Genomic DNA, 12884 nt, shown 5'->3' on the forward strand with positions numbered 1-12884 from the left:
TACATCAGGGTTTCTTTAATTTTCACAGAATAAACAATCTAACTAATTGCCCCAGAAGATAGACTTTTGGGAGGAAGAGAAAAATGGAAAATAAAAATCTAAACAAGTTCATCAAAATTGCATTACTTGGAGCAATTGCAGTATTATTAATGTATGTAGACTTTCCTGTAATACCAATATTTCCATGGTTAAAAATTGACTTAAGTGATGTTCCAGCTCTTATGGGAGCATTTGCTTTTGGACCATTATCAGGAATAGTAATAGAACTTATAAAAAATCTTTTAATTCTAATTGTAAAAGGAACAGGAACAGCATTTGTTGGAGAAATTGCAAACTTTATAGTAGGAATTTCATTAGTAGCACCAGCAGCATGGATTTATCATAGAAATAAAAGCAAAAAAACTGCAATAATAGGTATGGCGGTAGGGATTTTAACTTTAGAGATAATAGGAATAATTGCGAATGTATATTTCCTATTACCAGCTTATGGAATGCAAATGGCAAAAAGCGAGTTAATTCAATATGTAACAGTAGGGTTACTACCTTTCAATGGAATAAAGGGAATTTTAGTATGTGGAGTAACCTATGTTTTATATAAGAAGATTTCAGTTGCAATATTTAAAGTAGATTCAAACTTTGGAACTAAAAAGAAAGAAAAATTAGGAACAATATAAGTATAATTGAAATTAAATTAGAAATTATAAAAGTGTTATGGTTATAAGTGATACAAAATCTTATAAATATAACACTTTTTAATTTAAACAAATATTTATTAAGTATATATAGCAAATATAATATAAATTTTTTAATTTAATATCTTATAAAAACTTACTTTTCACCAGCTAGAAGTCTATAGTAGGCTGGTTTTTTATTCATGTCACATTTATCACATTTTTTAGCGTAACAATAACATTTAGGATAACCTACTTTTGTATGCATTTTACTCCAAATGACTTTTATATTTTCTTCTAGAATATTACCAAAAGGTTCATTTACAAAATCACAAGGAAGAAAGTTTCCTTTATTATCTATATATGCGTGCTGTACCCCTGCACCACATCCAAACTGATCTTCTGATTCAACATATGGGAAAACAGAAGTTTTAGGATAAGTTTTATCTTTATTAAAAATTATATGAAGGTTTTTTAGGGTATCTTTTTCTTCTTTAGTAAGTATAGCAGATTTATTTTCTAATAAAGATCCGCATGGAATTGGTTCAAGGATTCTAAGTTCATCTACACCTAAATTTTTGAGATATATAGAAAGTTTAAATATTTCACCGGAAGAAAGTAATTCTCTATTACAAACAACTTGCCCCATTGTATAAAGGCCAGCTTCTTTAGAGGATTTTATTGCACTTATGGCTATATCAAAGGCACCTTTATAGCCACGTTTTTCATCATGGATTTTAGGATCTAAGCTATCTATACTAATTCCAACTCCAAATAATCCAGCTTTTTTTAAGGATTTAGCTTTATTTATATCCAGACTAAAGCCATTAGAAAATACATAAGAGATACTTCTATTATCAATAGAAGCTATAATTTCTTCTAAATCATTCCTAAGAAGTGGTTCACCACCAGTAAAACCAATAATTCCAACACCAAGATTTTGAAGATCAGAAATTACTTTTAATAATTGAGAGGTAGACATATCTTCACAGAAGGTTGAGTTGCTAACAAATCTTTTAGCGCTACAATGCCAACAATTGTACATACATTTTCCAGTAACAGCAATATAAGTTGAAATAGGTGCTAGTCTTTTACCACTTATATGATTATCGAAAAAGTCTTCGTTATTTCCGGGGACTGCCATTGCAATAGTTTTATAGGCATTAGAGTTTAGTGGTGGAAGAAATGAGTTAATTATAAAATTATTATTATGAATTACAATTCTATCATTTTTAATAACATTTAAGGCACACTTAATTACATTAGATATACGATATCTTTTATTAGCTTTTAACTTTTTATGAATAGAATAAAAATTATGAAGTACATTTTTATTAGTTGACATTTTTAAAATAGGAAAAAGATTATTTATCATTTCTAAAAACCCCCCAAACATATTTATGTGTAACTTGATTTAAATTATATTTATTAAGTAACGTAGAAAAGGTGTTTTTTACCTCATCATTAGATAAGTCAAGCATTGTATCAAATCCAGCTAATGCCCCAGTAGATGTAACCCAATTAACTAAATCAAAGGTATTATTAAAAACATGACAGTGAGAACCACTTTGAACTTTTATTCTATTAAATTTTTCATCAACAAACCATTTTTCAAAAGTGTATTCACTTAATGGATTAGGAAGTTCAATCATAACTTTATTAACTAAATTGCTATGCTCTTTAAGCAATTTAGGATAAACTTTACGTATTTCAGGAAGAGTATTTTTAAGATTAACTATTACAGAGAAAGATCCACCTGCCTTTAATACTCTAGAACATTCTTTAATTATTTTATGTGGGTTTTGATATTTAATTGCCCAAGCACAAATAATTATATCAAAAGAATTTTCTTTACAATTTTTTAAGTAAGAAAGCATATCACTTTCAACAAAATTACAATTAAAAGTACAATTTTGTTTAGCTAATGATAACATTCCCCAGGAAATATCAACTAATGTAAAGGAGGAGTTTGTTAAATTTTTGTTGATAAAAGTGCTATTAAATCCTGTACCACAAGCTAAATCTAAAATATTAAAGCTTTCTTTATTAGATAGAGTATATTTTTCAATAAGTACAGTTAGCATTTCAATATTATATTTATGCATTTCTGATAAAAAATACTTTTCGTATGTATTACTAACTTTATTATATGAATTGGATATATCGGTTATATTGACAGTTTTTCCAAGAAAAAAATTTTTTAATATTTTAGAATATAATTTTAAAGCTTTCATAGAATACTCCATTTATAAATTATTTTTCACATATATAAATAAATTCATAGGGGGAAATATCGACAATATTTGAATTTTTAAATAAATTTAAAGTTAATTTATTCAAATTATCCTTTGAAATCATTTTAGTTTTTTCAAAGCATAGTCTTTCAAATAAAAATATAATAGTTGTAATTATATGAGATTTATTAAAATCTTGAATTATTAATTTTCCATCAGGTTTTAAAATACGATTACATTCAATTAATGTAGTTTTATGATCTGAAATATGATGAAGACAATCTCGGATAACTATAATATCTATTGAGGAATTTTCTATAGGCATATTAATAGAATAGTTGTTTGAAATTTTGATTTTAGGGTTTTTATTTTTAGCAATATTAGTCATATTTTTTTCAGGATCTACTATAGTAACCTTTGCTCCTAAGTCTATTAGTTTACTAGCTAATGTACCAGTACCGCCACCTATATCTACAATATTTAAATTTGATACTGAACTTAAAGTATTAAGTAGTGGATTTATATTATTAAGATTAAAAAAATTCATAAAAGGATCATATAATTTTGAATAATATTTAAATAGATAGCTCATAAAATCTCCTTTAAAAACAATAATATAATTATATCATTTTTAGCATTATTATAGTTAATAGAGTTGTTATAGTTAATATAATTTTAAAAATTAAAAAAGAGATGATAACTAGAACATCTCTTTACTTAAAATTAAATAATATTTTTACCTTTTAGAAGTTTATGCTTTTTAAAGATTTCTACAACGAGTCTATTATTTTTCTTGTCTATTTTTAATAAATAACTTTTAACTCCAGTTGGCTTATTTAAATATATTCTATACTTTATTGAACCATCAGTAACTAATTGAGCTACTTCACTAATATCATTCCAAGTAATAAGTAATCCAGTACTAAGAAGAATACCTTCTTCTACTATTTTTGAAATAGATTTATAATTAATTATAGTAGATATAATAAAAATTAAAATGCAAATGGAGAATGTTGTACCCATAATAAATGTACCTGTTTTATTAAAAGATTCTAAGAAAGAATAGAAATTTTTATTATCTTTATAGGAATTATATAAAGCATAAGCAATTAATAAAATAAGTATGCCATAAGAAATTATATTAGATGGTAGAGTAGATTTTTTAAATGCTACTATAGTATTTGGAAATTTCTTTCTAGATAGTAAGGGCATTATAATTTGTTGATAGAATAAACAAATAACTATAGATATACATACTAGAAATTGCAATAAGTTGCTTTTACTCATCTCAGCTATAACAATAAGTATGCATAGTAGCATTAAAATATTATTGGATATTTTAAAATTTTTCATAGAATACCTCCTTTTAACATTTTTCATAGAATACCTCCTTTTAACATTTAAATTATATCATCATTACCAAATAAGATATATATAATAGTACTAAAATAAAAGGAAAAAGATAATATTTAATACTGAAAAAATGCCATTGGTATCGTATAAAGTACTGTAAAAAGAAAAAGTAAATAAATTTATTTTAAAATATTTATTAAAAGTATAAAAACTAATGAAAAATTATATAATTTGTCATATAATTTAAGATACGACCTATTAAAATATAAATGGGCTAGTAAAAAGCAACTAATAAGAGGAATGAAATAATGGAAATTATTATTATTGGAGCAGGTAAAGTAGGATATACTTTAGCTAAATATCTTTCTAGTGAGGAAGATAATATTACTATAATTGATAAAAACATAGAAGCATTAAACCATATAACAGATAAGTTAGATGTTATGGGAATTAAGGGAAATGGAACAAGTTTAAAGATTCTTTATGAGGCAGGAATAAAAACAGCAGATGTTGTTATTTCAGTAACTAATAGTGATGAAGTAAATATGTTATGTTCATTAGCCGCAAAGAAATTAGGAGTTATTTACACTGTAGCAAGGGTTAGAACTCCAGAATATTCAGAAGAAATTTTAATGCTAAAAGATGAACTAGGAATTGATTTAGTTATAAATCCTGAAAAGGAAGCAGCATTAGAAATTGCAAAATTAATTAAATTTCCATCAGTTTGTAGCGTAGATACATTTTCAAGTGGAAAGGTTGATTTAATAGGCTTTACAGTTGTTGAAGGTGATAGCTTGCAAGGAAAAATGATATGTAATATTGATGCATTAAATGGTTCTGTGCTTTTTTGTGGTATAGAAAGAGATGAAAAAATATACATACCTAGTGGAGAGTTTGTCTTAAAAAAGGATGATAAGGTTTATGTTATTGGTGAACATAGTAATATAGAACTCTTCTTTAAAAAACTTGGTAAATATCAAAAAAGAATAAAAACATCTATGATTGTTGGTGGTGGAAGGATTTCCTATTACTTATCTAAAATAATTAATAATTTAGGTGTAACTAACAAAATAATAGAAAAAGATATTGAAAAATGTAAAGAATTAAATGAGTTATTACCAGATACTATTATTATAAATGGTGATGGTACAGACCATGAAATACTATTATCTGAAAGTTTAGAGGAAACAGATGCATTTATAACTTTAACAGGAAGAGATGAAGAAAATTTAATAGCATCGTTATTTGCTTTAAAAAGCAATGTTAATAATGTAATTACTAAGATTACAAGAGTAAATTATAATGAAATAGCTAAAAATATTGGTTTAGATGCTATAATTAGTCCTAAAACTATTACAGCAAATAAAATTTTAAAATATATACGTTCAATAAAAAGTGATAGACAATGTTCAATAGAAAATGTATATAAAATATGTAATGAAAAAGCAGAAGCAGTAGAATTTATTGCTAGTGAAAAAACAAAATGTTTAAACACTAACCTAAAGGATGTTAGGTTTAAAGATGATGTTCTCGTGGCAACTATAGTAAGAGGAAAGAAGACAATTATTCCATCAGGTGATGATTATATTAAAACTGGAGATAGAGTTATTGTAGTTACTAAAAATAAAAAGCTAATGAATATAAATGATATATTTGTTGGAGGTGGCAGATAATATGAATTACAAAGTAGTATTAAATATACTGGGAAATGTAATAAAATATGAACTGCTACTATTATTAATACCACTAGGAGTATCGTTTATTTATGGGGAGCAAGATATTATAGCTTTTGTAATAACGATAGCTATAATGCTTCCTATATGTATAGTATTACGTAGAATAAAAAGTAATAAAAAAGATATATATCCAAAAGAGGGATTCTTAACTGTTGGGTTAGCTTGGCTTGTTATTTCAGCAATTGGAGCATTACCATTTGTAATAAGTGGAACTATTCCATCATTTATAGACGCTTTTTTTGAAACAGTTTCAGGTTTTACAACTACTGGAGCCACCATATTAACAGAAATAGAATCATTACCACATGGAATACTCTTTTGGAGGAGTTTTACTCATTGGATGGGAGGAATGGGATTTTTAATATTTATTTTAGCTTTAATGCCATCCTTTGGAGGAAATACTATTCATTTATTAAAAGCTGAAAGTCCAGGTCCTACACCAGGTAAAATAGTACCTAAAATTAAACAAACAGCAAAGATATTATATTCTATATATTTTGTATTAACATTTATTCAAACAATATTATTAGTTATTGCCGGAATGTCATGGTTTGATGCAATAGTACATGCGCTTGGAACAGCCGGTACAGGTGGTTTTTCAAATATGAATGCAAGTGTAGCAGCCTTTAATAATCCAGCAGTTGAATGGATTATTACTATATTTATGCTATTATTTGGAGTTAACTTTGTTTTATATTTCCAATTAATAAAGGGGAATATAAAACAAGTTTTGAGAAGTGAAGAACTAAGATATTACGTTTTAGTTGTATTAGCTTCAATAATATTAATAACATTTAATATACTACCATTAAATAGTGGTGCTGTTTCGGAATCAATTAGGCAATCATCCTTCCAAGTAGCATCAGTTATAACAACTACAGGATATGCAACTGTTGATTTTAATTTATGGCCAACATTAAGTAAAATAATACTTACTATACTTATGTTTATGGGAGCCATGGCTGGATCTACAGGTGGTGGAATAAAAACTATAAGATTTATAGTAGTATTTAAAGCTATTAGAAGAGAAATAAATAAAATCCTTCACCCAAGAAGAGTTAAAAGTGTAAAAATAGATAATAATGTAATAGAAGAAGAAACTATATCTGGGGTATTTTTATTTATATTTGCATATATAACAATAGCTTTAATTGCAACATTTATAGTTGCATTTGATGGATTTGATATGGTTACAACATCAACATCTGTAATAGCAACATTAAGTAATATAGGGCCAGGGTTTGAAATGGTAGGAGCTGTTGGAAATTATTCAGCATTTTCTCCAATAAGCAAAATAGTTTTATCTTTCTGTATGCTTGCAGGAAGGTTAGAAATATATCCAATGCTTATAATGTTTAGTCCATCATTATGGAAAAAGAAATATTAATTATAAATTAATTAAAGAGGTTATGTTAAATAGTAAAAGTAATTCCAATTAACATAACCTCTTTATTAATATGTTAAGAAAAATATTAATTATCTATAACATACTAACTTCTAGTAAGTTTTAAAATAATATCTTTATGTTGAGGATATTTATTAAGTAAAAATTCTCTTTCAAAAAGTTCAAATTCTTCAAATATAAAAGCAGGTGAAACCATACAACCTACTAAAGAAAAGCCATTTTCATTCATAGCTGATCCAAATATATAACCTTTAGGAACTAATACTTGAGGAGATTCCCCATTAGATATATCTAATCCTAATTGTTTAGTTATTAATTCACCAGATGGTGTAATCATATAAATTGTTAAAGGAGACCCAGCGTGGTAATACCACATTTCATCTGATTTTAATCTGTGAAAATTAGATACTTCATTAGTCTTTAATAAAAAGTAAATGCTACTCCATAAGTCCTTTTTTTTAGAATCTATAGAAATAGTTTGATCTGATAAAAAAGAGCATTTAAAATAACCACCCTCAACATGAGGCTCAAGTTGTAATTTTTCTATAAAATAATCTGCAGAATTCATAAAAACCTCCAATTTAAATATTTAATTACTATTATAACAAAAAATACTAAAATTAAATACAAGCAAATAGTTGCAAAAGCAACTATTTAAGGTTATACTAAAATAGTTGTTATTGCAACTTTTATTATTGTTAATATAGAGGTGAGATAGTGGAAAATAAAAAATGTGAACATATTGGTAGATATATATCACAAATACAAAGAAAAGGAAATTCATTTTTTGGAAAAGAACTAAATAGCTATGGATTAGGTTATGGACAATTTCCTTTTTTGATGGAGCTTTATAGAGGTGATGGAGTAAGGCAAGAAGACTTAGCATCTAAACTTCATATTGATAAGGGAACAACTGCAAGAGCAGTTAAAAAGCTTGAAGATAGTGGCTTTATAATAAGAAGTATTGATGATGAAGATAAAAGAGCTTATAGAATATTTTTAACTGATAAAGGGAAAAGTTGTAAGGAGAATATTTATAAGATTACACGAAAATGGGAAAAAATATTAACTAGTCCATTAACTCAAGATGAAAAAAGTACAATGATAAGTTTATTAAAAAAATTATGTGAAAATGAACACATAAAATAGGAGGGACAAATGAAGAATCAACAGGCATTAGGGAATGAATCAATAGGAAAATTACTTTTAAAATATTCGGTTCCAGCAATAATAGGTATGATTGTAAATGCATTATACAATGTTGTTGATAGAATGTTTATTGGAAAAATACCTGAGGTAGGTCCGCTTGCTATTACTGGCGTAGGTGTAACAATGCCATTTGTAACTGTAATATTGTCTTTTGCAATGCTTATAGGAATAGGAGCAACAAGTTCTATATCTATAAAATTAGGACAAGGTAAAAAAGAAGAAGCAGCTAAGCTTATAGGAAATGCAATTACTTTATCTATAATAGTAGGTATATTAATAACAATAATAGGACTTATATTTAGTGATAAAATATTAAATTTATTTGGTGCAAGTGAAAATACACTATACTATGCAAAAGCGTATATAAATGTAATACTGATTGGAACAGTATTTAATTTAATAGCATTTTCTCTTAATAATACTATAAGAGGAGATGGAAATCCTAAATTAGCAGCATCAATTATGATTGTTGGATGTTTATCGAATATAATTTTAGATGCTGTATTTATATTTATTTTTAATTTAGGAATACAAGGAGCTGCAATAGCAACAGTAATATCTCAAGCAATAACTTCTATTTGGGCATTACTTTATTATTTAACAGGAAAGTCTAACTTGAAATTTAAAAAATCAAGCTTAAAACTAGAAAAAAAATTAGTACGCAATATATTATCTATTGGATCAGCACCATTTGCTATGCAAATAGCAGCTAGTTTAGTTCAAGTAATTTCTAATAATACATTAAAAGCTTATGGTGGAGATTTAGCAATAGGAGCAATGGCTACTATTGGAGCAGTTGCTATGATGTGTTTAATGCCTATATTTGGAATAAATCAAGGGGCACAACCAATAATAGGATTTAACTATGGTGCTAAAAAAATGGATAGAGCTAAAAAGGCATTTAAGTTATCTGCATTTACAGCCATAATTATATTAAGTATAGCGATGATTATAGTACAACTTTTCCCTAGCTTTATAATAGGAACTTTCAATAAAGATCCTGAATTTATGAGTATAGCAGTTAGAGGTATTAGAATATATCTATTTATGCTTCCTATAATAGCTATTTCTGTAACAGGTTCTAACTATATTCAATCTATAGGTAAAGCAAAAACAGCAATGTTTTTAAGTTTACTAAGGCAAGTAATACTATTAGTGCCATTTGTATTAATATTACCTAGGTTCTTTGGGTTAGATGGTGTATGGTTTGCTCAACCAATATCAGATTTATTAGCTACATCAATTACAATAACAATATTAGTAAAAGAAATGAAGCGTGAAGAAAATGAATTTATTAGAGAAGAAGATAGTGATCTTGAAATAATTAAATAAGAAATAACCAAAATAGTCATAGGAAATTTATTTGCCTATGACTATTTTTTATAATGATTTTTGCATTAATATAGCATCTTCTTTATTATCACTATAATAAGACTTCCTAAGTCCTATGTTTTTAAAATTAAAAGAGGTATAAAGGTTTTGAGCTGCTATATTTGAAGCTCTAACCTCTAAGTTTATTAAATTACAATTATTATCTTTGCAAAAATTAATTAAACTATTTAAAAGATTATAACCTATATGATTTCTTCTATATTCAGGATGAACCCCTATATTTGTAATATCTCCTTCACCAGCAACAATCCATATACCAATAAATCCAACAATTATATTTTTAGTAATATCCTTTGCGACTATATATTTTGCAAGGGGATTTAAGACTTCAGTAGCAATGGAAGCTTTGCTCCATGGAATTTTAAAACAAGCATTACTTATATTAAAAACTCCATCAATATCATTTTCAGTCATAAGACTATAACTTATTTTCATTTTGAAGTGCCAACTTTCTTTCAAGTTCTCTTTCAGCTTGAGGTTTTTTTAAGTAAAGCGGAGCAGAGTTTGTGTCATCATAGATGCCGTTAGAAAGTAAATTTAAACCTAATTCTCCAAGAGAAGAAGCTCTAACTACGCTAAGATGATTAGGTGCGAAACAAGCATTAGGTAAATTTTCCTTTAAATAATTTTTATATTTAATAAGACCATCTCCAGTAAAAATAACTTTTTCACCTAATTTTTTCAGTTCTTCAACTAAATCACATAAATCTAAGGCTGAATATTCGGTTATTGCTTTAAGATTTCCATTATCATTTTTATAAAAACAAGTGTAGACACTATCTCTTAGTGCATCCATAACAGGACATATAATTCCATCAAAATTTACTAGAGGATATGCCAAAGCATCTAAACTAGAAATACTAATATAAGGCTTGTTAGAACCAAAGCTAAGCCCCTTAACAGTAGCCATTCCAATTCTTAGACCAGTAAAAGATCCTGGACCCTTAGAAACTACAAATCCATCTATATTATCTATATCTAAGTTATTGTCTTTTAATAACATTTCTATCATATCCATTATTAAAACGGAATGTTCTCTTTTGTGATTTAAAGTATACTCACCAATAAGACCATCATTATTTAGTAACGCAGCAGTAGCTACTTGAGATGATGAATCAATACTTAAAACTATCATATTTTTAACTCCTTTATATAATTGTATTTTTCGCCATAAGGAGTAATAGTTATTTTTCTATAATTTTCCCCCTTGGATAAGTCTTTTTCAATTAAAATATGTAAATATTCCTTTGGAAGAATATCTTCTATATAATTAGCCCATTCTATTATTGAAACACTATCAGAAAATATATAATCATCAAAACCTATTGCACAAATTTCATCAGGGTCACTAACTCGATAAACGTCAAAATGATTAAGTTTTAATCTTCCTGATTCATATTCATTAACTATTGTAAAAGTAGGACTTGTAATATGCTCATCTATACCTAATCCTTTTGCAATACCTTTAGTTATATGAGTTTTCCCAGTTCCTAAGTCTCCGGTTAAACATACAATATCACCAGCATTTAATAATTTTCCTAATGAGAATCCAATGGAAGTAGTACTTTCAATATTATCAACATCAAAATACATAATTTAGCTCCTTTCCATAAATAAAGCTTATATTATTATATTCTATCCAAATTCTTATAAAAAAGAAAGTCAAAAAAGTATCAATAAAATCTTATTAAGTATAGATTATAAAATTTAAGCAAATATTAAGAAACATAATAGGCTATAAGATTGAATTTTATAAGCAGTAGTGATATTATATATAATATTACATATAAAAAAATGGGAAAAAGTGGAGGGGTAGTTGTGAAAAAGCTTACCTATGCATTAGTTATGGTAACAGCCATATTATTTTTAGGCTTGGGAACAATTTCAAGTCCATTATTAGCTAATACCACTAATGAATTTGATGAAGAAAAAGATACGTTTTTAAATATAGTAACAGTTAATAAAGTACAATATTATATGGTAAAGTCTATTGTTGGAGAAAGACATAACGTAGAATATTTAGTTAAAAATGAAGAGGAAATAAAAAAATTTAAGTATAATGAAAATGTAATAAGCAATATTTCTAACATGGATTTATTTATATATACAGGTTTTGGATATGAGCCATGGGTTAACAATTTAATTGACAAGCTACAAAAAGGAAATGTCGGCATAATAAATATGGGAAGAGGAATTAGACCATTAAGTTATGAAATTAATAAAGAAGGTAAGGAAAATCCTTATTATTCACTTGGAATGAACGAATATAAAGTAGCTTTATATAACATTAAATCTGCAATTCAAGACAAGGATATAAAAAACAGAGAATTATATGAAAAAAACTATAATGAAATAATAAACAATATGGATACTTTGTCTAAAGAAATAAAAAGTAATATAAATAAGTTTAAGGATATAACTGTATTAACAGATACCGATGTATTTGATTATTTATTAAAAGATTATGGAGTATCTACTATTAAGATTAGTAATGAAGAAGAACTTTTAAAATTGATTCAGGATAAAAAAATAAATTTAGATAAAGCTATTTTTATAAAGAATTCATCTGAAAATAAAGAAAATGAAAAAACAATAGAATTTAAAGGGTTAATAATTCAAATGAAAAATTATGATGAGGATATATCATTTGATAAGTTAATGTTTAAGAATATAAATTTACTATTAGAGGCATTGAATAAGTTATATAAGCAATAAAAATTAATAAATAAGTTGATTTTTATTATTATATAATATATAATAAATGATGTTGCAAAGGGGTATAGCTCAATTGGTAGAGTAGCGGTCTCCAAAACCGTTGGTTCCGGGTTCAAGTCCTCGTGCCCCTGCCATAGAAGAAAAGAGTATTTATAAACTATTTTAGTTT

The 12884-nt window shown here is 26.4% G+C and carries 14 protein-coding genes and 1 tRNA gene; 7 read left to right on the forward strand and 8 right to left on the reverse strand.

The window, feature by feature from the left end; translation table 11 throughout:
- Positions 1-83 precede the first annotated feature (83 nt).
- Positions 84-674, forward strand: coding sequence for an ECF transporter S component (locus ACYQ1T_RS09020; RefSeq protein WP_459834104.1), 591 nt, complete (start codon positions 84-86; stop codon positions 672-674).
- A gap of 154 nt (positions 675-828) precedes the next feature.
- Here the strand turns inward: ACYQ1T_RS09020 and ACYQ1T_RS09025 are convergent, their stop codons facing one another.
- From ACYQ1T_RS09025 to ACYQ1T_RS09040, 4 genes are all read right to left on the reverse strand, one after another.
- Positions 829-2046, reverse strand: a complete 1218-nt coding sequence (locus ACYQ1T_RS09025) for a radical SAM protein (protein WP_459834106.1) — start codon at positions 2044-2046, stop codon at positions 829-831.
- Positions 2036-2905, reverse strand: a complete 870-nt coding sequence (locus ACYQ1T_RS09030) for a class I SAM-dependent methyltransferase (RefSeq protein WP_459834108.1) — start codon at positions 2903-2905, stop codon at positions 2036-2038. The genes ACYQ1T_RS09025 and ACYQ1T_RS09030 overlap by 11 nt, the downstream gene beginning before the upstream one ends.
- 19 nt (positions 2906-2924) lie before the next feature.
- Entirely contained in the window at positions 2925-3497 is a 573-nt protein-coding gene (locus ACYQ1T_RS09035; protein WP_459834110.1) for a class I SAM-dependent methyltransferase, read from the reverse strand.
- Positions 3498-3628: 131 nt separating this feature from the next.
- A complete protein-coding gene (locus ACYQ1T_RS09040) occupies positions 3629-4258 on the reverse strand; it encodes a hypothetical protein (RefSeq protein ID WP_459834112.1) in 630 nt (209 codons plus the stop codon).
- 308 nt (positions 4259-4566) lie between these two features.
- Between ACYQ1T_RS09040 and trkA the strand changes: the two genes are divergently transcribed.
- Both trkA and ACYQ1T_RS09050 read left to right on the forward strand, forming a co-directional pair.
- On the forward strand, positions 4567-5931 hold the full coding sequence (gene trkA, locus ACYQ1T_RS09045; RefSeq protein WP_459834114.1) for a Trk system potassium transporter TrkA: 1365 nt from the start codon (positions 4567-4569) through the stop codon (positions 5929-5931).
- Position 5932: 1 nt separating this feature from the next.
- On the forward strand, positions 5933-7381 hold the full coding sequence (locus ACYQ1T_RS09050; RefSeq protein WP_459834116.1) for a TrkH family potassium uptake protein: 1449 nt from the start codon (positions 5933-5935) through the stop codon (positions 7379-7381).
- A gap of 103 nt (positions 7382-7484) precedes the next feature.
- Here ACYQ1T_RS09050 and ACYQ1T_RS09055 read toward each other — a convergent pair whose 3' ends face one another.
- On the reverse strand, positions 7485-7967 hold the full coding sequence (locus ACYQ1T_RS09055; protein ID WP_459834118.1) for a cupin domain-containing protein: 483 nt from the start codon (positions 7965-7967) through the stop codon (positions 7485-7487).
- 149 nt (positions 7968-8116) lie between these two features.
- On the opposite strand from ACYQ1T_RS09055, the gene ACYQ1T_RS09060 reads away from it, so the two are divergent.
- Both ACYQ1T_RS09060 and ACYQ1T_RS09065 read left to right on the forward strand, forming a co-directional pair.
- A complete protein-coding gene (locus ACYQ1T_RS09060) occupies positions 8117-8548 on the forward strand; it encodes a MarR family winged helix-turn-helix transcriptional regulator (protein ID WP_459834120.1) in 432 nt (143 codons plus the stop codon).
- 9 nt (positions 8549-8557) lie between these two features.
- Complete coding sequence (locus ACYQ1T_RS09065; protein WP_459834122.1) at positions 8558-9940, forward strand: MATE family efflux transporter; 1383 nt, start codon at positions 8558-8560, stop codon at positions 9938-9940.
- A 48-nt stretch (positions 9941-9988) separates the two neighbouring features.
- On the opposite strand, the gene rimI is transcribed toward ACYQ1T_RS09065, so the two are convergent.
- Genes rimI through tsaE form a run of 3 tightly spaced genes read right to left on the reverse strand, consistent with a single transcriptional unit; the run spans position 9989 to position 11593 of the window.
- The gene (gene rimI / locus ACYQ1T_RS09070) at positions 9989-10435 is read right to left on the reverse strand and encodes a ribosomal protein S18-alanine N-acetyltransferase (RefSeq protein ID WP_459834124.1); all 447 of its coding nucleotides are present in this window, start codon (positions 10433-10435) and stop codon (positions 9989-9991) included.
- A complete protein-coding gene (gene tsaB, locus ACYQ1T_RS09075) occupies positions 10419-11135 on the reverse strand; it encodes a tRNA (adenosine(37)-N6)-threonylcarbamoyltransferase complex dimerization subunit type 1 TsaB (protein WP_459834126.1) in 717 nt (238 codons plus the stop codon). The genes rimI and tsaB overlap by 17 nt, the downstream gene beginning before the upstream one ends.
- Complete coding sequence (gene tsaE, locus ACYQ1T_RS09080; protein ID WP_459834128.1) at positions 11132-11593, reverse strand: tRNA (adenosine(37)-N6)-threonylcarbamoyltransferase complex ATPase subunit type 1 TsaE; 462 nt, start codon at positions 11591-11593, stop codon at positions 11132-11134. Before tsaE ends, tsaB begins: the two co-directional genes overlap by 4 nt.
- Before the next feature lie 201 nt (positions 11594-11794).
- Here tsaE and ACYQ1T_RS09085 point away from each other — a divergent pair, with 201 nt between their 5' ends.
- Positions 11795-12715 carry a metal ABC transporter substrate-binding protein gene (locus ACYQ1T_RS09085; RefSeq protein WP_459834130.1) on the forward strand — a complete coding sequence of 307 codons (921 nt, stop codon included), beginning with the start codon at positions 11795-11797 and terminating at the stop codon, positions 12713-12715.
- A gap of 58 nt (positions 12716-12773) precedes the next feature.
- Positions 12774-12849: transfer RNA gene (locus ACYQ1T_RS09090), tRNA-Trp, on the forward strand.
- Positions 12850-12884: the final 35 nt, after the last annotated feature.

It is taken from the genome of Clostridium carnis (genome assembly GCF_054657435.1).

Bases quoted from the DNA above. Each gene is read 5' to 3' on its own strand.
- ACYQ1T_RS09020 (WP_459834104.1), top strand. From the start codon at position 84: ATGGAAAATAAAAATCTAAACAAGTTCATCAAAATTGCATTACTTGGA.
- ACYQ1T_RS09025 (WP_459834106.1), bottom strand. From the start codon at position 2,046: ATGATAAATAATCTTTTTCCTATTTTAAAAATGTCAACTAATAAAAAT.
- ACYQ1T_RS09030 (WP_459834108.1), bottom strand. From the start codon at position 2,905: ATGAAAGCTTTAAAATTATATTCTAAAATATTAAAAAATTTTTTTCTT.
- ACYQ1T_RS09035 (WP_459834110.1), bottom strand. From the start codon at position 3,497: ATGAGCTATCTATTTAAATATTATTCAAAATTATATGATCCTTTTATG.
- ACYQ1T_RS09040 (WP_459834112.1), bottom strand. From the start codon at position 4,258: ATGAAAAATTTTAAAATATCCAATAATATTTTAATGCTACTATGCATA.
- trkA (WP_459834114.1), top strand. From the start codon at position 4,567: ATGGAAATTATTATTATTGGAGCAGGTAAAGTAGGATATACTTTAGCT.
- ACYQ1T_RS09050 (WP_459834116.1), top strand. From the start codon at position 5,933: ATGAATTACAAAGTAGTATTAAATATACTGGGAAATGTAATAAAATAT.
- ACYQ1T_RS09055 (WP_459834118.1), bottom strand. From the start codon at position 7,967: ATGAATTCTGCAGATTATTTTATAGAAAAATTACAACTTGAGCCTCAT.
- ACYQ1T_RS09065 (WP_459834122.1), top strand. From the start codon at position 8,558: ATGAAGAATCAACAGGCATTAGGGAATGAATCAATAGGAAAATTACTT.
- rimI (WP_459834124.1), bottom strand. From the start codon at position 10,435: ATGAAAATAAGTTATAGTCTTATGACTGAAAATGATATTGATGGAGTT.
- tsaB (WP_459834126.1), bottom strand. From the start codon at position 11,135: ATGATAGTTTTAAGTATTGATTCATCATCTCAAGTAGCTACTGCTGCG.
- tsaE (WP_459834128.1), bottom strand. From the start codon at position 11,593: ATGTATTTTGATGTTGATAATATTGAAAGTACTACTTCCATTGGATTC.
- ACYQ1T_RS09085 (WP_459834130.1), top strand. From the start codon at position 11,795: ATGGGAAAAAGTGGAGGGGTAGTTGTGAAAAAGCTTACCTATGCATTA.